Source organism: Geobacillus sp. JS12, assembly GCF_001592395.1.
GTDB lineage: Bacteria > Bacillota > Bacilli > Bacillales > Anoxybacillaceae > Geobacillus > Geobacillus zalihae.
Window position 1 is genome coordinate 721,403 of sequence record NZ_CP014749.1, and the last position, 20,818, is coordinate 742,220.

Below are 20,818 nucleotides of genomic sequence, written 5' to 3' on the forward strand. Positions count from 1 at the left end.
ATTTGCCGAGGCGAGGCTGGCTGCATAGGAAAAGGCGGCCGCTCGTCCCGGATGATCGAATGATTTTGTGAAGAAAGGAGATTGCTATGAACGAAAAACAACGTTTGGAGCAAACGGGACAAATCAAAACCGAAAGCCATCCAGCGGACAGAAAATCCGCCTTGGACCGGCTGAAAGAAAAAACGACGAAAGACTATGAGAAATATTTCACGAGCGTGTTTCTCCCGCCGAATTTAAAAGAGGCGAAGAAACGCGGCAAAGAGGAAGTCAAGTACGTCAAAGACTTTGCGATTCCTGAAGAGTTTCGCGGCATGGGGCGCGGACGGAAGTTTTACATCCGCACGTATGGCTGTCAAATGAACGAGCACGATACGGAAGTGATGGCCGGCATTTTCATGGCGCTCGGCTATGAGCCGACCGACCGTCCGGAAGAGGCAAACGTCATTTTGCTCAACACGTGCGCGATCCGTGAAAACGCGGAAAACAAAGTGTTTGGCGAGCTCGGCTACTTAAAGCCGCTCAAAACGACGAACCCGGACTTATTGCTCGGCGTGTGTGGCTGTATGTCGCAAGAAGAATCGGTTGTCAAGAAAATTTTAAAACAATACCAATACGTCGACCTCATTTTCGGCACGCACAACATCCATCGCCTGCCGTACATTTTGCATGAGGCGTACATGTCGAAAGAAATGGTCGTCGAAGTATGGTCGAAAGAGGGCGACGTTGTTGAAAACTTGCCGAAAGTGCGCAAAGGGAAGATTAAAGCATGGGTCAACATTATGTACGGCTGTGACAAGTTTTGCACGTACTGCATCGTCCCGTACACGCGCGGCAAAGAGCGAAGCCGCCGTCCGGAAGACATCATCCAAGAAGTGCGCCAGCTCGCCGCCCAAGGCTATAAAGAAATTACGCTCCTTGGGCAAAACGTCAACGCTTACGGAAAAGATTTCACCGACATCCAGTACGGCCTTGGCGATTTAATGGATGAGCTGCGCAAAATTGACATTGCGCGCATCCGCTTCACAACGAGCCATCCGCGCGACTTTGACGACCGGCTCATCGAAGTGCTCGCCAAACGCGGCAACTTGGTTGAGCATATCCATTTGCCGGTGCAATCGGGCAGCACGGAAATTTTAAAAATGATGGGCCGCAAATATACGCGCGAGGAGTACTTGGAGCTCGTTCGCAAAATCAAAGCCGCCATTCCGGATGTCGCGTTGACGACGGATATTATCGTCGGCTTCCCGAACGAGACGGACGAGCAGTTTGAAGAAACGCTGTCGCTTTACCGTGAAGTCGAATTTGACTCGGCCTACACGTTCATCTATTCACCGCGCGAAGGCACGCCGGCGGCGAACATGAAGGACAACGTGCCGATGGAAGTGAAAAAAGAGCGGCTCAAGCGTCTCAACGACCTTGTTCAAGAAATCGCGGCCAAGAAAATGAAGCAATACGAAGGGCAAGTCGTCGAAGTGCTTGTGGAAGGTGAAAGCAAAACGAATCCGGATGTATTGGCGGGTTATACGCGCAAAAACAAGCTCGTCCACTTCGTCGGCCCCAAATCGCTCATTGGCCAATTGGTCAACGTGCGCATTACGCAGGCAAAGACGTGGACGCTGACGGGCGAGCTAGTCAATGAAGCGATCGAGGTGAACGAACATGGCAAAATATACGCGGGATGATATCTTGGCCCAGGCGAAGCAGCTGGCGAAAATGATCGCTGAAACGGAAGAAGTCGACTTTTTCAAACGAGCGGAAGAAAAAATCCACCAAAACGAAAAAGTGCGCACGTTGATCAACGAGCTGAAATCGCTGCAAAAGCAAGCGGTCAACCTTCAGCATTACGGAAAACATGAAGCGCTGAAACAGGTTGAGGCCAAAATTGACGCCATTTACGAAGAGTTGTCGCAAATCCCGATCGTCAGCGAATTCCAGCAGTCCCAATCCGATGTGAACGACCTGCTTCAGCTCGTCGCCTCGACGATTTCGAATACGGTGACCGATGAAATTCTCGCTTCGACGGGCGGCGACGTGCTGCGCGGCGAAACCGGCGCCGCGCTTCGCTACAACAAACACGGCGGCTGCCATTAATGGCATGCGGCTCAAAAGCGTCCTTTGGGGCGCTTTTTTTCTTATGGGCGCGCTCTCCCTTTCCCCGAACCGCGGGCGGCTATCTGGCGGCAAAAAAGAAGGCACATCGAACGGAGCAGGCGCATACAATGAACTATACGGAATAATGATTCATTTGCTGTGCACATTAGCGGAGATGGCGCATAGGATGAAATGAAGATTCATTTGAGGAGGGTTCCGTTCGATGTCTGAATACAGAGAAATTATTACGAAAGCCGTTGTCGGCAAAGGCCGCAAGTTTACCCAATCGACCCATACGGTGACGGCGCCGAACCGCCCGTCAAGCATTCTCGGCTGCTGGATCATCAACCACCGTTATGAAGCGAAAAAATGCGATAAAACGGTCGAAATTCACGGCCATTATGACATCAACGTCTGGTATTCGTACAACCACAATACAAAAACCGAAGTCGTCACCGAAACGGTGTCGTATACGGACGTCGTCAAATTAAAATATCGCGACAAAGATCATTTAATCAGCGATGACACCGATGTCATCGTCCGCGTCATCCAGCAGCCGAACTGCCTCGAGTGCACGATTTCGCCAAACGGCAATAAAATCGTCGTCGATGTTGAGCGGGAGTTTGTCGCCGAAGTGATCGGCGAAACGAAGGTGTGCGTTGCCATCAATCCGGAAGGCTGCGGCAAGGACGACGATTTTTGCGACGAGGATGACCTTGATGAAGAATTAGAAGATTTAAGCCCAGATTTGCTGCTTGGCGAAGAAGAATAAAACTAGGAAATTTCTTTCCTAGTTTTTTCTTTTGCCGCTTGTTATAATAGTAGCGCAATCAACGAGCCTTCGGGCCGAAAAGGTTGGGGAGAAGCGATGCCATCGTACACACCGATGATTCAGCAATATTTGCACATTAAAGCGCAATACCCAGATGCGTTTTTATTTTTCCGGCTTGGCGATTTTTACGAACTGTTTTTTGACGACGCCATCAAGGCGGCGCAAGAGCTGGAAATTACGCTCACAAGCCGCGATGGCGGCGGCGATGAACGGGTGCCGATGTGCGGGGTGCCGTACCATTCGGCGCAAGGATATATTGAACAGTTAATCGAAAAGGGATATAAAGTCGCCATTTGCGAACAAGTCGAAGACCCGAAAACGGCCAAAGGCGTCGTTCGCCGCGAAGTGGTGCAGCTCATCACCCCAGGGACGCTCATGGAAGGCAAAGGGCTCACCGAGAAGGAAAACCACTACTTGGCGGCGCTCACGCCGTTTGCTGATGGTACATACGGATTGGCTTACGCCGATTTGTCGACCGGCGAGGTCCGATTGACGCTTCTTTCTTCGTGGGAGGAAGCAGCAAACGAATTGCACGCCGTTGGAGCGCGGGAGATCATCGTTGCCACAGACAGCGGCGAAGAGTGGGTGCGCGAGCTGAAAGAGCGGTACGGGGCGGCGGTCTCTTATGAGGACGACACATCTCTATGCGACGAATGGAACGGCGTCATCGGCCATGTGGCGCAAGAAAAGCTGCGGCAGGCCGCAGCCCGCTTGCTTCATTACCTCGTCCGCACGCAAAAGCGGCGGCTCGATCATTTGCAGCCGGCTGAGTTGTATCAAGTTGACCACTATATGAAAATGGACCGACATTCCAAGCTGCATTTGGAATTGGTCGAAACGGTGCGGTCAAAAGGAAGGAAAGGCTCGTTGTTATGGCTTTTGGATGAAACGGTGACCGCGATGGGCGGGCGGCTCTTAAAACAATGGCTGGACCGGCCGCTCATTGATCGGCGCGAAATCGAACGGCGCCTCGATTTTGTGGAAACGTTGAAAACGAGCTATTTTGAACGGCAGGAGCTGCGCGACAGGCTGCGCGGCGTTTACGACATTGAGCGCCTTGTCGGCCGTGTCTCCTACGGCAACGCCAATGCCCGCGATCTCGTGCAGCTGAAAAAGTCGCTTCTTCAAGTGCCGGCGCTCCGCCAGACGGTCGGCGCGCTGCCGCTCGCTGAAGCGGACAAGCTGTGCGAGCGCCTTGACCCGTGCGAAGAGCTCGTCGATTTGCTCGAGCGCTCGATTCAAGAACAGCCGCCGCTTTCCGTCAAAGAAGGGAACCTCATCAAAGACGGGTATGACAAGCAGCTCGACCGCTACCGCGATGCGAGCCGCAACGGCAAAGCGTGGATCGCTGAACTTGAGGCGAAGGAGCGGGAAGCGACCGGCATCAAATCGCTCAAAGTCGGCTACAACCGAGTGTTTGGCTACTATATTGAAGTGACAAAGCCCAATCTCCCCCTTGTTCCGGAAGGACGTTACGAACGGAAGCAGACGCTCGCCAACGCCGAGCGCTTTATCACCCCGGAGTTGAAGGAAAAAGAGGCGCTCATTTTGGAGGCGGAAGAAAAAAGCATCGAACTCGAATATGAACTGTTTGTCGCCATTCGCGAGCAGGTGAAGCAATACATCCCGCGCCTGCAGACGTTGGCGAAAGCCATTGCCGAGCTTGATGTGCTTCAATCATTCGCAACGATCAGCGACGAGTATCGCTACGTGCGTCCGCAGTTTTCCACGGAGCGCGTCTTGGTGATTCAAGGCGGCCGCCACCCGGTTGTCGAAAAAGTGCTCGGCGCGCAAATGTACGTGCCGAATGACTGCTACATGAACCGCGAGCGGGAAATGCTGCTCATCACTGGACCGAACATGGCTGGAAAAAGCACGTACATGCGGCAAGTGGCGCTCACCGCCGTCATGGCGCAAATCGGCTGTTTCGTTCCCGCCGAGCGGGCGGTGCTGCCCATTTTTGACCAAGTGTTCACCCGCATCGGCGCTGCTGACGACCTGTCGGCAGGACAAAGCACGTTTATGGTCGAAATGTTGGAGGCGCGCCACGCCATCGCTCATGCGACGCAAAACAGCCTCATTTTGTTTGATGAAATCGGGCGCGGCACATCGACGTACGACGGCATGGCGCTCGCCCAGGCGATCATTGAGTACATTCACGACCATATCGGCGCGAAAACACTATTTAGCACCCACTACCATGAACTCACCGCCTTGGAGCGTTCGCTCCCGCGGCTTTCGAACGTCCATGCCCGCGCCATCGAGGAAAACGGCAAAGTCGTCTTTTTGCATCAAATCGCCGACGGGCCGGCCGATAAGAGCTACGGCATTCACGTCGCCGAGCTGGCCGGGCTGCCGGCTTCGCTCATTGAACGCGCGCGGGCCATTTTAGCGGAACTGGAGAAAGCGGCGGGAAAACAGGAAGCCGCCGCAGGCAGGATGGACGATGGCGCTTTGGCGGAAGCGGGTTTGGCTGTTCAGGGGAACGAAGCGTTAGACGTCGGCAGCAAGGTTGAGCGCGAGAAGGCCTCCCGTCCGTCAGCCGGCGCGGCGCGGGAGGGTGTTTTGACGGAAGCGGCGTTTGAGCAGCTGAGCATGTTTCCTGACCTTGCTCCGGCGCCTGTGGAGCCGCCTCTTTCAAGCAAAGAGAAAAAGGCGCTCGCGGCGCTGAAAGAGATCAATTTGCTCGAGATGACGCCGCTTGAGGCGTTAAACAAACTGTACGAGCTGCAAAAGCTCCTCAAGTAAAGGAGGGAGGCCCGATGGGACGCATCCGCAAGCTCGATGACCTGCTGGCAAACAAAATCGCCGCCGGCGAGGTCGTCGAGCGGCCGGCTTCGGTCGTCAAGGAGTTGGTGGAAAACGCCATTGATGCCCATAGTACGGTCATCAACATCGAGCTTGAAGAGGCGGGAATGGCGAAAATCCGCGTCATTGACAACGGCGACGGCATGGAGGAAGACGACTGCTTGCTCGCTTTTGAACGCCATGCGACAAGCAAAATTCACAACGAGCACGATTTGTTCCGCATCCGCACGCTCGGGTTCCGCGGTGAGGCGCTGCCGAGCATCGCTTCTGTATCCGAAGTGGAGCTGACGACCGGCACGGGCAGCGGACCGGGAACGAAGCTTGTGCTTCAAGGCGGCGCACTCGTCTCCCGCGAGCGGGCGGCGGGGCGCAAAGGAACGGATATTACCGTATCGAACTTGTTTTTCAACACCCCAGCGCGCTTGAAATATATGAAAACGATCCACACCGAGCTCGGCCATGCGGCCGACGTCGTCAACCGGCTAGCGCTCGCCCATCCGGACGTATCATTTCGCCTCCGCCACCAGGGCAAAACATTGCTTGCCACCAATGGCAGCGGCGATGTCCGGCACGTGCTCGCCGCTATTTACGGCGCCGAGACGGCGAGACAAATGATCCCCATCGAAGCGGAATCGCTCGATTTTACCGTTCGCGGCTACATTTCGCCGCCGGACGTGACGCGCGCCTCGCGCAACTACATCTCGCTTGTTGTCAATGGCCGCTATGTGCGCAGCGTGCCGCTCATGAAAGCGATTGAAGCCGGCTACCATACGCTCTTGCCGATTGGCCGCTATCCGATTGTGTTTTTATCCATTGAAATGGATCCGGTGCTTGTCGACGTCAACGTCCATCCGGCAAAGCTCGAAGTCCGCTTTAGCAAGGAAGCAGAGCTGAATGAGCTCGTCACAGACGCCATCCGCCAGGCATTTCGCGAGCGGACGCTCATTCCGTCCGTATCTGCCGACAGCAAGATGGCAAAACCAAAGGCGGAGCAGGCGGCTTGGACGTTCACTCATCGCGTCCGCGAGCCGTCTGTCTTATCGAGCGACATCGGCGGCGGGGAAGATGCGACCGCCCCTTTTGCGCCGCTAACCGGTGACGCACCGGCTGAGCGGCCATCCGCGGCTGTGCAGACGGATGAATGGGGAATACCGGACGAACATGGGCCCGCTTTCGAGCGAAAGCAGGAGGAAGAGGTGGGAGAAGAGCGGCGCGCCCTCCGCTTGCCGACAGATGGGCAAGCGGAGGATAAAGCGGCGGCCGATCGCCTGCCGCCGCTTTATCCGATCGGACAATTGCATGGGACGTACATTTTGGCGGAGAACGAACATGGGCTGTATATGATCGATCAGCATGCGGCGCAAGAGCGGATCAACTATGAATATTTCCGGGAAAAACTTGGCGAAGCCACGAAGGAAGTGCAGGAGCTGCTCGTTCCGTTGATGTTTGAATATCCAGCCGACGAGTACGAGCGGATCGCCGCCTGCCGCAATGAGTTGGCGCGCTGCGGCGTGTTTCTTGAGCCGTTTGGGCCGCGGGCGTTTCTCGTTCGCTCCCATCCGACGTGGTTTCCGAAAGGGAGAGAAAAGGAAATCATCGAGGAAATAATCGAACAAGTGTTGGCGGCCAAAACGGTCGACATCAAGCAATTGCGCGAACAAGCGGCGATCTTAATGAGCTGCAAGCGCGCCATTAAAGCAAACCAACATTTGCGCCAGGATGAACTGTTCGCTTTGCTTGAGGCGCTGCGGCAGACGACGGACCCATTTACTTGTCCGCACGGCCGGCCGATCATCGTTCATTTTTCGACATATGAAATTGAAAAACTATTTAAACGGGTGATGTAGCCTGCGCCCCCTTTGCGCGACAAAGGGGGCGCTTTTTGTAATCGTTTTGTAATCTACTTTTATTCTTTCTGTTACAGACGGATTGCTTTGATTTTACTATAATGGCACATGTGCAGGAATACTGTGGTGAATTTTGTAGAGTGATAGCGAATTTTGTATAAACATGGATACATAAAGATGGATACATCGACGTCATAGGGGGATGCAGCATGAAAAAAACGGTTGTATTGACAAGCACGTTGATCGGCTCGTTGTTGGCCGGCCACGCGGCATCGGCGGCGAGCTATACGGTGCAAAAAGGCGATACGCTTTGGAAGATTGCCCGGCAATCCGGCACGACGGTCGCAGCGTTAAAGCAAGAAAACGATTTGTCTTCGGATTTGATTTTTCCCGGACAAGTATTGCGCGTCAATGAGCCAAATGAATCGAACGAATCTTCTTCGAATACATATACGGTCGAGCCTGGTGATACGTTAAGCGGAATCGCCCGCAAGTTTGGCACGACTGTGGATGCGCTGCTCAAGCTCAATCCAAGCATTGCGAACCCAGACTTCATTCGCGCCGGGCAGAAGTTGCAAGTAGCAGGGGACAGGAACGTTCCAATACATACAATGTGCAGCCGGCAGCCGTGCCGACAAGCGGCCGGTATATCGTGCAGGCGGGGGATACGCTGCTTGAGATTGCGAACAAGTTTCAAACGACGGTCGACCGTCTATTGGCACTGAATCCGCAAATTACAAACCCGAACACCATCCGCATTGGCCAAGCCATTAAAGTGGCGGGCGGAACGGCTGATGTCCGGGAGGCCAAGCAGCAAGTATCGGCCGCCAACTCGGCTGTTGCTGAGTCGTCCGCATCGCTTGCCGACCGAATCATCGATATAGCGGAAAAATATTTAGGGGCGCGTTATTTGTACGGAGCAAGCCCGTCGCGCACCGATGTGTTTGACTGCTCATCGTTTACGATGCGCGTCTTTGGCGAAGCCGGCATTTCGTTGCCGCGCACATCCACCGCTCAGGCGCAAGCGGGAAGAACGGTGTCGTTTGGCCAGTTGCAAAAAGGCGATCTCGTCTTTTTTGACACCGATTCAAACGGCTCGATCAACCATGTCGGCATTTACGCTGGCAACGGGCAAATGATCAACGCGACCGTTTCGTTGGGTGTTGCGTATTCGTCGCTGACGTCATCCTATTGGAAAACGCGGTATGTAAAAGCGGTTCGGGTCATCAACTAAATGAAAGACGATTAACGCAGCTGTTCGTGCGAAGCCTTAGGCGCTTCGGTGAACAGCTTTTTTGTTGCTCGTGCGAGTGAAAGCCGAATCCAAAAAAGATGCAGGATGATGCCGCGGAAAACGGGTTAGCGGTTTTGAGGCTTTCTGCTTTTAAGGCAACAAAAAACAGCAACAAGTACAAATAGTCCGGCTTTCTGGCGCGTATCATTTGGTGCCATGATGATTCATCATGTAAAATAAGATATTCATAGGTGATTAAAAAGGAGGGCATTGGTATGGACAGCCGTCTGTCCGTGATGGTGAGCATTGTGCTGGCGATGCTCGTCGCCTCGATGGATACGACGATCATGAACACGACGATGCCGATCATCGCCAAAGAACTTGGAGGGTTTTCTTTGTACGCCTGGGCGTTTGCGTCATACATGATTACAACGACCGTCCTGTCGCCGATTGCCGGCCGTCTGTCCGACCTGTTTGGCCGCAAAAACGTATTCAGCTTTGGCATCATTTTATTTTTGGTTGGCTCGCTTCTTTGCGGTTTGTCGCAAAATATGGTGCAACTCGTCCTGTTCCGCGCCGTACAAGGGTCGGCGCCGGATTTATGATGCCGTTTCCGGCCATTATCGCCGGTGATTTGTTTCCGGTGGAAAAGCGCGGAAAGATCCAGGCGTTTTTTACCGCCATGTGGGGCATTTCCGCCGTGTTGGCGCCGCTTTTAGGCTCGCTGTTTGTCGAATATGCGACATGGCGCTGGATTTTTTATGTCAACATTCCCATCTGCTTGCTCTCGCTTGTGACGCTGCTTCCATATAAAGAGGTATATGAACCGAAGCGGGCGGCGGTTGATTATATGGGGCTTTGTTGTTTGCGGCGGCGGTCAGTTTGCTTTTGCTCGTCACGGTCGTTGAACAAGGGCAATGGTGGTACGGGGCGGCCGGCGCGGTCTTACTTGTTGCGTTTTACTTTTTCGAAAAACGGCAGCTGTCTCCGCTCGTGCCGTTGTCGCTTGTCCAGCACCAGACGCTCAAATGGATGAACATTAACGGCTTTGTCAGTTGCGTTGCGTTGTTTGGAACGTCAAGCTACATCCCGCTCTTTTTGCAAAACGTCGCCCATTTGTCCGTATTTATAAGCGGCGTTGCCTTGCTTGGCTCGTCCATTGGCTGGATGATCGCCGCCGTGCCGGCCGGGAAATGGATTTTGCGTTATGGCTACCGACCGCTTCTTATCATCGGCAACGTGCTGCTCGTTGCGTCCGGCTTGCTTCTGGCGCTGCTGAACGAAAGTCACGGATTTTGGTATGTGTTTTTCGTCATGTTTGTCCAAGGGCTGTCATTCGGGTTGACGTCGACCGTTGGGGTCATTGGCTCGCAGCAGCTTGCCGACGCTCATGAAAAAGGAATCGCGACGTCCTTTTTTATGTTTTGCCGCAATATCGGCACGGCGATCGGCGTGACCGTCATGGGAGCGTTTTTGACGAAGGCGCCGACGTTTATGACCGGCATCCATCATTTGTTTTTATTCGGCCTCATTGGCAGTATTGCGGCGCTTGTCACCTCGCTTTTCATTCATGATGAAGCCGAAGCCGGCCGAAACACGTGGCAGCCGGAAGGAACGGCGTAAGGCTGGAAAGCGGTATGGGTGCGGCCTGTTTGCTCTTTGCGAGTTTACGGTGAAAGAGGAGGCACATTGAGAAAAATCCAATTGATTTTTTCAATGAAGCAGACCTTTTCATCAAGATGGCGAAAGAGAAAAAAAAAATACTAAACATTGTCTGTGGTCATCCGATAATGTAGATGGAACAACATACTGAGTCACAGACGGAGGATTTGCCAATGAACATGAAAATGACCGTGCGCAAAAAACTGCTGGCTGGGTTTGGCCTTGTCTACGTATTGATTGTATGGCTAGTCGGCTTTTCTTATTACGAAATTTCCAAACTGAACGGTACATACACCGATGTCATTGACAAACGGGTGCCGAAGCTCGTCAACGTCAAGGAGCTGGAGGTGCTCATCCGCCGCCAAGTCGGCAGCATGCGCGGCTATTTGTTGACTGGCGATGAGACGTCAAGGAAAAACTTTGAAAAAGCGCATGAGGAGTACAAGAAAATAAGCGAAAAACTTGCGGCGGAGTTGACGCAAGCCCAAACAAAACAATGGCTGGCTCAGCTTGATTTATTGGAGCAGCAGTTTTACGAACTGGGGCAAAAAACGTTTGATTTAAAGGATCAAAACAAAACGGCGGAATACAATGCACTCATTGTGACGACGGGTCGAGACATTACAAATCAGTTCGATGACGTCGTTTCCCGGCTCATTTCCAGCCAGCAGTCGGAGATGAACAAAGCAAGCAAAAAAGCGGACGATGAAGCTTCGGATGTGCAGAAGTTCATTATCGTTGTGGGCATATTGACCGTGGTGGTCGGCGCGATGGCCAACTATTGGATCAGCCGCTCGCTTTCCCGCCCGTTGCTTGCGCTGTCGGAAGCGGCTGGTCGGATCGCCGCCGGCGATTTGACCAAGACGAAAACTGGCGTCCGCAACCGCGACGAAATCGGCGAGCTGGCTGCTTCGTTTGAACAAATGGCGCAAAACTTGCGCGAAGTGCTTCAGGAAGTGGCGCAAAGCGCCGAGCAAGTCGCCGCTTCGTCAGAGGAGCTGGCCGCGAGCGCTGAGCAGACGAGCAAGGCGACCGAGCAAATCGCCATGACGATTCAGAGCGTTGCTTCCAGCATGGACAAGCAAATGCAAAGCGTGGAAGAAGCGTCTGCCGCCGTCAATGCGGCGTCTGAACAGATCGAGCAAATTTCCGGACGGGCGCAAAGCGTGTCCGCCATCGCTAGTGAGGCGTCAAGACAAGCGGCTGAGGGCGGGCAAACGATCGAGGCGGGCGTCGCGCAAATGAACAAAGTGAACGATACGGTCGAGAGGCTGGCTGACCTCATCAAAGGGCTTGGCCACCGTTCCGAGCAAATCGGTTCGATCATCGAAGCGATCCGCAGCATCGCGGCGCAGACGAACTTGCTCGCCCTAAACGCCGCCATTGAGGCGGCGCGCGCTGGCGAGCATGGACGCGGCTTTGCCGTCGTCGCCGATGAGGTGCGGAAGCTCGCTGAGCAATCGGCGCAATCGGCCCAGCAAATCGCGGAATTGATCGCCGCCATTCAAGAAGAAACGGTTCATGCTGTCCAATCGATGGAATCGGTTGTCAACGAAGTGATGGCCGGAACGAACGTCATTCGCGCCTCGGGAGAAACGTTCGCCCGCATTCGCGCCGCTGTGGACGAAGTGGCGGCGCAAATCCGCGACGTGTCGGCTGCTGTTAGCGAGATGGCCTCTTCTTCGGAACAAATTGTGCGCACTGTCCGGCTTGTCGCCGATGTGGCTGAGTCGACATCAGCTGGTGCGCAGGAGGTGTCGGCGGCGACCGAGGAACAGCTGGCCTCGATGGAGGAAATTTCAGCTTCAGCCGCGTCGCTCTCGAAAATGGCAGACGATTTGCAGGCGATTGTCAACAAGTTTTCATTATGATGAGCGCCTTTTATGGCGTTCATTTTTTTCCATATGGTTATGGCGAAAGGGAAGAAAGGCGATTTTTCACGTTGCCATGTATAAAACGATTGGTGGATGGCGAAAACGTATGAAAGAAATGGTTCCATGCACAGCTGTTTTTATGTATAATGATGGTTGACACAAGTCCCACAACAGAAAGCAGTGACGTGCTATGGCTGAAAAAGTCGCCGTCATCGTCGGGCCGACGGCGGTCGGCAAAACGAAGCTCGGCATTGCGTTGGCGAAAAAGCTGGGCGGGGAGGTCATCAGCGGCGATTCGATGCAAATTTATAAAGGGATGGACATTGGCACGGCGAAAGTGAAGCCTGATGAGATGGAAGGAATCCCGCATCATTTGCTGGACATCAAAGAGCCGTGCGAACCGTTTTCCGTCGCCGAATTTCAGCGGCTTTGCCGTGCGCTCATCACCGAGATTTCGGCGCGCGGCCGGCTGCCGATCATCGTCGGCGGCACCGGGCTGTACATTCAGGCAGCCCTTTACGATTACCAATTTTCCGCCGCCCCTTCCGATGAAGCGTACCGCCGGGCGCTCAAACAGCTGGCGGCCGAGCAAGGAGCCGAAGCGCTTCACCGCCGGCTTGAGGCCGTTGACCCAACCAGTGCAGCCCGCATTCATCCGCACAACATTCGCCGCGTCATCCGCGCCTTAGAGGTGTACCATTGCACCGGAAAGCCGTTCAGCGAGTGGCAGCAAACAGAAAAGAGGCTTTTGTATGAGGCGGCCATCGTTGGCTTGACGGCGGAGCGGAAGGTACTTTATCGCCGCATCAACGAGCGGGTCGATGAGATGATCGCCGCAGGGTTGATTGAAGAGGCGAGGGCGCTTTATGACCGCGGCTTGCGCGACTGCCAGGCGGTGCAAGCCATCGGCTACAAGGAGCTGTACGACTATTTTGACGGCCGCGTTTCCCTTGATGAAGCGATCGAGCAGCTGAAACAACATTCGCGCCGCTATGCGAAACGGCAGCTCACTTGGTTTCGCAACCAAATGCAGGTGAAATGGTTTGACATGACCGACGCCGGGCAGTTCGCCGCCAAGGTGGAGGAAATTTCTCACTATGTGGCAGGAAAGCTTCAACTTGAAGCGAATATATAAGTATATCCTTAGAGAGAAAAGAGGAGGACGTTTGATGAAAAATACGATCAATATTCAAGACCAGTTTTTAAACCAGCTGCGCAAAGAGGGCATTCAAGTGACCGTCTTCTTATTGAACGGCTTCCAACTGCGCGGGTACATTAAAGGGTTTGACAACTTCACCGTACTTTTGGAAGTGCAAGGAAAACAACAGCTCATTTACAAGCACGCCATTTCGACGTTTGCGCCGGAGCGGAACATCCATTTTGAAACCGAACAGTAAGACCGACGGTACATATGCCGCCGAAAAAAGGCGCCTTCCTTCGCGGAGGGCGCTTTTTGCCATTTTCCGTTTTCCTTCCGCGCCCGCTATTTGATCGACAAGCTCCTGCGTCACCCGAAGGGAAGTGAGGGACGAGGTGAATTCAGGCGTAAACCGCCGCTTTTGTGAATAAACATATACAAACTTTTTCCGCTATAGCCGACCCGCTGTTCGTTTGGGCGATTGTCACGGATCGGCGGTGGCGTACGTATACTAGTAACGAAAAGGCAAGGCGTCAAAAGCCAAGTCGGAACGGGTGCGGATGGCAGAAAACGGGAAGCGAGGTGACGCCCCTTGTCAGAATTGACGATGAACAAGGCGAAAGGGCAAATCAACATCGTGTTGAACTCCAAAACGGTAAACCATTTAGTGAAAGAAGAGAGAAACGACTGGCTCGATGGCGAAGAGCATCAGGCGCTCCGCAATATTCAAAAGGAGCTTGATCAACTGATCGGCCTTGATCATGTCAAAAAAATCATCAAGGAAATTTACGCCTGGCTGTACATCAACCGGCTGCGCAAGGAGAACGGCTTAAAGGCCAACCGCCAGGCGCTCCATATGATTTTCAAAGGCAATCCCGGCACCGGCAAAACGACGGTGGCGCGCTTGCTCGGCAAGCTGTTTTTTGAGATGAACGTGCTGTCCAAAGGGCATTTCATCGAGGCGGAGCGGGCCGATTTGGTCGGAGAGTACATCGGGCATACGGCGAGCAAAACGCGCGATTTGATCAAAAAAGCGCGCGGCGGAATTTTGTTCATCGATGAAGCGTATTCGCTCGCCCGCGGGGCGAAAAAGATTTCGGCAAAGAAGCGATTGACACGCTTGTCAAAGGGATGGAAGACTATTGCGACGACTTGGTTGTGATTTTGGCCGGCTATCCGAAAGAAATGGACTACTTTTTGTCGCTAAATCCCGGCTTGCCGTCGCGCTTTCCTCTCACGATCGAGTTTCCCGATTATACGGTCGAGGAGCTTGTGCAAATCGCCAAGCAAATGCTGCGCGAACGCGAGTATGAAATGACGCCGGAAGCGGAGCGGAAACTGTACATTCATCTCGAAGGGACGCTGGAAGCGACCGGCCGCCTCAAGTTCAGCAATGGCCGCTATGTGCGCAACTTAATCGAAAAAGCGATCCGCAAGCAGGCGGTCCGCCTTCTTCATGAAGGGCGCTACGACAAAAAAGAGCTGATGACGATCCGTGACCGCGATTTAGTGATTCATGCTTGAACGCTCTCCCACCTACGCTCACACGTGGAAGTGGGGGTCTTCTCGGCGCGAGATGAAAAAAGCAAAGGAGGCTCCTCTTTCTTTTTCTTGTCGAAAGAAAGAGGTCTTCCTTTCTTTTTTGTGCCGCAAAAAAGAGGAATGCGATCAAAAAGAGCGAATACATAAACAGCGGGGGCATCATACAGATATTTATCTGAATTATCTGTCTAGTAGATCTGCACGCCCTGCGTCCATTCGGAGAAAAGGGGAAAGGCGCTTGTACATGACGATTGGGGAGATGTTTTCCCAGACAGTGCGAAAGTTTCCAAACCGGGAGGCGGTCGTCGACGCGGCGACCGGACGCCGCTATACGTACGCCGAATGGGAGAGGGAAGTGAATCGGTGGGCGAACGCGTTTTTGGAAGCGGGCGTCCGCAAAGGAGACCGTGTTTCGACGGTGCTGTACAATACGCTTGAGCTCGCGACCGCTTTGTTTGCCTGCGCCAAAATCGGCGCGGTGTTCAATCCGATCAACTTTCGGCTGAGGGCGGAAGAAATCGCCTATATTTTGATGGACGCCGAGCCGAAAATTGTGCTGTTTGAACGGGCGGTGGAACCGGAACTTGCCGCGATTCACAGTCGTTTCCCGCACGTGTCATTTTGGTCGATCGACCGCGATCCGCCGCCGTTTGCCAAAAACGCTCACGAGCAGGCCGCGCGGGCTGGAGAGGAAGCGCCGCCTGTTCATGTGGATGAGAGCGATCTTTATGCCATTATGTATACAAGCGGCACAACTGGGCGTCCAAAAGGAGTGATGCACCGTCACCGCGACATGATCGAGCAAAGCGTCATTTGCCATGGCGTCATGCGCATCCGCGAGACGGATCGCGGGCTGGCGGCAGCGCCGCTGTTCCATTGCGCCGAGCTGCATTGCTGCTTGCTGCCGCGCGTGCATGCCGGAGCGGCGAGCGTCATTTTGCACCATTTTGACGCCAAGCTCGTGCTTGAAACGATCGAACGGGAGCGGATTACGATCCTATTCGGAGCCCCGACGATGTGGAACATGATCTTGCAGGAGAATGTAAGCGGTTACGATTTATCTTCGCTTCGCCTCGGCCTATACGGCGCCGCTCCGATGGCTCCAGCGCTTGTCAGGCAATGCCAAGAGCGGCTCGGCATCGAGCTGATTCAAGCGTACGGCATGACGGAAATGGGGCCGGCGGTGACGTTTTTGTTGGAAGACGAGCAGCTGAAAAAAGTCGGTTCCGCTGGACGCGCCTGCCTGAACCATGAGATCCGCGTCGTCCGCGCGCGTGAAGACGGGCCGTCCGACCCAGACGATGTGCTGCCGCCATATGAAGTCGGTGAAATTGTGATGCGCGGGCCGTGCATGATGGCTGGCTACTACAAGCGCGAGGAAGCGACGGAAAAAGCGTTGTACAAAGGTTGGTATCATTCCGGCGACCTTGGCTACCTTGATGAAGACGGCTACTTGTATGTCGCCGACCGGGTCGATGACATGGTGATCAGCGGCGGGGAAAACGTCTATCCGCGCGAAGTCGAGGACGTGTTGTACGAGCATCCGAAAGTGCTTGATGTCGCTGTGCTCGGCGAGCCGGATGAGCTGTGGGGCGAAAAAGTCGTCGCCTTCGTCGTCAAAAAAGATGACCTCCTGACCGCCGATGAGCTCGAGCAGTTTTGCAAAACGAGCGACCGCCTTGCTCCGTACAAACGTCCGCGCGCCTACTATTTCATCGATGCTCTGCCCCGCAACGCGAGCGGGAAAATCCAAAAGTTTTTGCTGCGCGAACAGCTGAAAAAACAGGCGGCGGGCGGAACAGAGAAAAAGTGACCGAACAGAAGAGAGGGATGAACGGGTGACGGCTCGCTATTTGCGTGAGGAGCACCATATGTTCCGCGCGGCGTTTCGCAAGTTTTTGGAAAAAGAAGCGTACCCGCATTATAACGATTGGGAGAAGCGCGGCATCATTCCGCGTTCGTTTTGGGCGAAGATGGGCGAGAACGGCTTTCTTTGCCCCTGGGTCGATGAGAAGTATGGGGGTCTCAACGCCGATTTTGCCTATTCGGTTGTCATTAACGAAGAACTAGAAAAAGTTGGATCGAGCCTCGTCGGCATCGGCTTGCACAACGACATTGTCACGCCGTATATCGCATCGTACGGAACGGAGGAGCAAAAACAAAAATGGCTGCCAAAATGCGTCACCGGCGAGCTCATCACGGCGATCGCCATGACCGAGCCAGGCGCCGGTTCGGATTTGGCGAACATTTCAACGACGGCCATCAAAGACGGCGATTATTACATCGTCAACGGACAAAAAACGTTTATCACGAACGGCATTCATGCCGACTTGATCGTCGTCGCCTGCAAAACCGATCCGCAGGCAAAGCCGCCGCACCGCGGCATCAGCCTGCTTGTCGTGGAGCGGGATACGCCGGGGTTTACGCGCGGCCGGAAGCTTGAAAAAGTCGGGCTGCACGCCCAAGATACCGCTGAGCTGTTTTTCCAAGATGCGAAAGTGCCGGCGCATAACTTGCTCGGCGAAGAAGGAAAAGGTTTTTACTATTTGATGGAAAAGCTCCAGCAGGAGCGGCTCGTTGTCGCCATTGCCGCCCAAACGGCGGCGGAAGTGATGTTTTCCTTGACGAAGCAATATGTCAAACAGCGCACGGCGTTCGGCAAACGGGTGAGCGAGTTTCAGACCGTCCAGTTCCGCCTTGCCGAGATGGCGACGGAAATCACCCTTGGCCGCGCGTTTGTCGACCGTGTCATCGAGGAGCATATGGCAGGAAAACAGATCGTCACCGAAGTGTCGATGGCGAAATGGTGGATCACCGAGATGGCCAAACGCGTCGCCGCCGAGGCGATGCAGCTGCACGGCGGCTACGGCTATATGGAAGAATACGAGATTGCCCGGCGCTATCGCGACATTCCCGTAAGCGCCATCTACGCCGGGACGAACGAGATGATGAAAACGATCATCGCCCGGCAGCTAGATTTGTAGAGAGAGGGAAAGACATGCTTCATGGCATTGTAGTCGTTGATTTTTCCCATTACTTGCCCGGCCCGTTTGCCAGCTGGCGCCTCGCGCAGCTCGGAGCGGACGTCATCAAAATCGAGCCGCCGTCCGGCGACCGGCTGCGCCCGTTCGCCGAGGGCCGGTTGTTTGCCGCCTATAACGCCGGTAAACAAAGCGTCGCTCTTGATTTAAAGACGGAGGCGGGGCGCGAGCAAGCCCGGCGGCTCGCCGCCCGCGCCGATGTGGTGATCGAAAGCTTCCGCCCCGGGGTGATGGCGCGGCTTGGGCTCGGTTATGACGATATGTGCCGCATGAACGAACAAATCATCTATTGCTCGATCAGCGGCTTCGGTCAACAGAGCGGCCGCTCATTGCTTGGCAGCCATGATTTAAACTATATGGCGCTCTCCGGCTTATTGGCGCAGCTGGCCGATGAACGCGGCCGACCGGTTCATCCGAAGATCACGCTTGCCGATTTTATCGGCGGCATGGCGGCGGCCGAGCGCATTTTGGCTGCCCTCTTTGCACGCGAGCGAACCGGCAAAGGCGCCCATCTTGATGTTTCGCTTGTCGATGGCTTGGCAGCGATGATGGCTGGCCATTTTGCCATTGAACACGGCGGTGGGCCGAAGACCGGTCTTTCCGAGTTGTCTGGGGAGGTGGTGTGCTATCAGCTGTACGAGACAAAAGACGGCCGTTATATGAGTTTAGCGGCGCTCGAGCCGCACTTTTGGCGGCGGTTTTGCGAGGCGGTCGGCCATCCGGAATGGACGGAGGCGCAATGGGCGCCGGCGCGATCGGGGGAAGCCGTATATGATGAGCTCGCCGCCTTGTTCCGTGAAAAGACATTGGATGAGTGGAGCGCGTTCGCCGAAGCGGTCGACGTCTGCCTTGCCCCGGTGCTGGAGACGGGTGAGGCGAAGGCGCTGTTTGCTGACGGCCGGCTCCGCCATCTCGTTCGGCTGCAGCCGGGCGGCGTGTGGACGGCCGCACATGGGCCGGACGGCCAATGGGGCGGCGGGGAGCCGCCTAAAGTCAATGAACATGCGCATTTGGTAAAGGGGGAGGAATGACCGATGATGAAAACACCGTTAAACATTTCCATGATGCTCGAGCGGGCGGAGTTGTTTTTCCCGAAAAAACAAGTCGTTTCGCGCATGAAAGGAGGCGTCGTCCGCCATACATACAAGGAGATCGGCGAGCGGACGCGCAGGCTGTCAAGCGTGTTGAAGCGGCTCGGGGTGGAAGTCGGCGACCGCGTCGGCACGTTCGCTTGGAATCATCACCGCCATTTGGAAGCGTATTTTGCCATTCCCGGCATCGGGGCGGTGCTCCATACGATCAACATCCGCCTTTCGCCGCAGCATATCTCTTACATCATCAACCATGCCGATGACCGTGTGCTGCTGATCGATGATGATTTGCTGCCGGCAATTGAAGCGATCAAGGACGAGATCCCGAATGTACGCGCTTTCATCGTCATGACCGATGCCGACGAGCTGCCGGAAACGAAGCTCTCGCCGGTGTACCATTACGAGAAACTGCTTGCCGAGGGCGATCCAACATTTCCGTTCTTAAAAGACCTCGATGAATACCAACCGGCTGGTATGTGTTATACGTCGGCGACAACGGGAAATCCGAAAGGGGTTGTGTATACGCACCGCAGCACCGTCTTGCACGCGATGGCGTTAGGGCTGGCTGATACGCAAGGGTTATGCGAGCGCGATGTCGTCATGCCGGTCGTACCGATGTTCCATGTCAACGCGTGGGGGCTGCCGTTTGCCGCTACTTGGTTCGGTTCGACGATCGTCATGCCGGGTCCGGCGTTTACGCCGAAAGTGCTTGCCGAGCTGATTGACGCCGAACGAGTGACGATCACCGCTGGCGTGCCGACGATTTGGCTCGGGCTGTTGCAAGAATTGGAGAAAGGGAACTACGATGTCAGCAGCCTAACGCGCGTCATTTGCGGCGGTTCAGCCGCGCCGAAAGGGATCATCCGTGCGTTTGAAGAAAAATACGGCATTCCGTTCATTCACGCGTACGGCATGACCGAAACGAGCCCGCTTGTGCTTGTCTCACGCCCGAAAAGCTATCAAGACGGGCTGTCGTACGAGGAGAAACTGGACATTCGCGCCAAGCAAGGGCTGCTTGCGCCGGGGCTTGAGATGAAAGTGATCGGCCAAAACGGGCCGGTTCGTTGGGACGGGCAGGAAATGGGCGAGCTTTGCTTGCGCGGTCCGTGGATTGCCGCCGAGTATTACAACGATGAGAGAACGAACGAAGCATTTCGCGATGGCTGGCTCCATACGGGCGATGTCGTCACCGTGGACGAAGAAGGGTTTGTGAAAATTGTCGACCGGACGAAGGATGTCATTAAAAGCGGCGGCGAATGGATTTCATCGGTTGATTTGGAGAATGCGCTTATGGCCCATGAGGCGGTGTTCGAAGCGGCGGTCGTCGCTGTGCCGCATCCGAAATGGCAAGAGCGCCCGATTGCCTGCGTCGTGCTGAAAGAAGGCAAAAGCGTGACAAAAGAAGAGCTGTACGACTTTTTGCGCCCGCAATTTACAAAATGGTGGCTGCCGGATGACATTGTGTTTCTCGATGAAATTCCGAAAACGAGCGTCGGCAAGTTTTTGAAGCGGAAACTGCGCGATGAGATGGCAGCGCGCTATGCCGATGCGGCGAAGGAGTAAAGGAGGCGGACACCGTGGCAGACACAATTGCGGTCATCGGCGCCGGGGTGATGGGAAGCGGCATCGCGCAAACGGCGGCGATGGCGGGAAAAACA

General features: G+C 54.7%; 12 protein-coding genes and 4 pseudogenes. All 16 read left to right on the forward strand.

Going from position 1 to position 20,818, the window contains the following annotated elements:
- Window positions 1-86: 86 nt before the first annotated feature.
- On the forward strand, window positions 87-1,682 hold the full coding sequence (gene miaB, locus A0V43_RS03660) for a tRNA (N6-isopentenyl adenosine(37)-C2)-methylthiotransferase MiaB (protein WP_013145701.1): 1,596 nt from the start codon (window positions 87-89) through the stop codon (window positions 1,680-1,682).
- Entirely contained in the window at window positions 1,660-2,091 is a 432-nt protein-coding gene (locus A0V43_RS03665; RefSeq protein ID WP_011230803.1) for a YlbF/YmcA family competence regulator, read from the forward strand. The genes miaB and A0V43_RS03665 overlap by 23 nt, the downstream gene beginning before the upstream one ends.
- A gap of 223 nt (window positions 2,092-2,314) precedes the next feature.
- Entirely contained in the window at window positions 2,315-2,863 is a 549-nt protein-coding gene (locus A0V43_RS03670; protein WP_015374452.1) for an outer spore coat protein CotE, read from the forward strand.
- A gap of 96 nt (window positions 2,864-2,959) precedes the next feature.
- Window positions 2,960-5,671, forward strand: coding sequence for a DNA mismatch repair protein MutS (mutS, locus tag A0V43_RS03675; RefSeq protein WP_063192399.1), 2,712 nt, complete (start codon window positions 2,960-2,962; stop codon window positions 5,669-5,671).
- A 14-nt stretch (window positions 5,672-5,685) separates the two neighbouring features.
- Complete coding sequence (mutL, locus tag A0V43_RS03680) at window positions 5,686-7,578, forward strand: DNA mismatch repair endonuclease MutL (protein ID WP_063192400.1); 1,893 nt, start codon at window positions 5,686-5,688, stop codon at window positions 7,576-7,578.
- Window positions 7,579-7,787: 209 nt separating this feature from the next.
- A pseudogene (locus A0V43_RS20860) lies at window positions 7,788-8,812 on the forward strand (LysM peptidoglycan-binding domain-containing protein).
- Window positions 8,813-9,087: 275 nt separating this feature from the next.
- Window positions 9,088-10,435, forward strand: a pseudogene (locus A0V43_RS03690) (MDR family MFS transporter).
- Window positions 10,436-10,647: 212 nt separating this feature from the next.
- A complete protein-coding gene (locus A0V43_RS03695; RefSeq protein WP_063192401.1) occupies window positions 10,648-12,345 on the forward strand; it encodes a methyl-accepting chemotaxis protein in 1,698 nt (565 codons plus the stop codon).
- A 193-nt stretch (window positions 12,346-12,538) separates the two neighbouring features.
- The gene (gene miaA, locus A0V43_RS03700) at window positions 12,539-13,483 is read left to right on the forward strand and encodes a tRNA (adenosine(37)-N6)-dimethylallyltransferase MiaA (RefSeq protein ID WP_063192402.1); all 945 of its coding nucleotides are present in this window, start codon (window positions 12,539-12,541) and stop codon (window positions 13,481-13,483) included.
- A gap of 34 nt (window positions 13,484-13,517) precedes the next feature.
- On the forward strand, window positions 13,518-13,745 hold the full coding sequence (gene hfq / locus A0V43_RS03705) for an RNA chaperone Hfq (protein WP_011230812.1): 228 nt from the start codon (window positions 13,518-13,520) through the stop codon (window positions 13,743-13,745).
- Between the two features lie 333 nt (window positions 13,746-14,078).
- Window positions 14,079-15,010 (forward strand): annotated as a pseudogene (gene spoVK / locus A0V43_RS03710) (stage V sporulation protein K).
- Between the two features lie 256 nt (window positions 15,011-15,266).
- Entirely contained in the window at window positions 15,267-16,841 is a 1,575-nt protein-coding gene (locus A0V43_RS03715; RefSeq protein WP_063192403.1) for a fatty acid--CoA ligase, read from the forward strand.
- 25 nt (window positions 16,842-16,866) lie between these two features.
- Entirely contained in the window at window positions 16,867-18,012 is a 1,146-nt protein-coding gene (locus A0V43_RS03720) for an acyl-CoA dehydrogenase family protein (protein WP_060788117.1), read from the forward strand.
- A 14-nt stretch (window positions 18,013-18,026) separates the two neighbouring features.
- Window positions 18,027-19,100 carry a CaiB/BaiF CoA transferase family protein gene (locus tag A0V43_RS03725; protein ID WP_063192404.1) on the forward strand — a complete coding sequence of 358 codons (1,074 nt, stop codon included), beginning with the start codon at window positions 18,027-18,029 and terminating at the stop codon, window positions 19,098-19,100.
- A gap of 3 nt (window positions 19,101-19,103) precedes the next feature.
- Window positions 19,104-20,723 carry a long-chain fatty acid--CoA ligase gene (locus A0V43_RS03730; RefSeq protein WP_063192405.1) on the forward strand — a complete coding sequence of 540 codons (1,620 nt, stop codon included), beginning with the start codon at window positions 19,104-19,106 and terminating at the stop codon, window positions 20,721-20,723.
- Window positions 20,724-20,737: 14 nt separating this feature from the next.
- Window positions 20,738-20,818 (forward strand): annotated as a pseudogene (locus A0V43_RS18595) (3-hydroxyacyl-CoA dehydrogenase NAD-binding domain-containing protein); the annotation flags it as partial.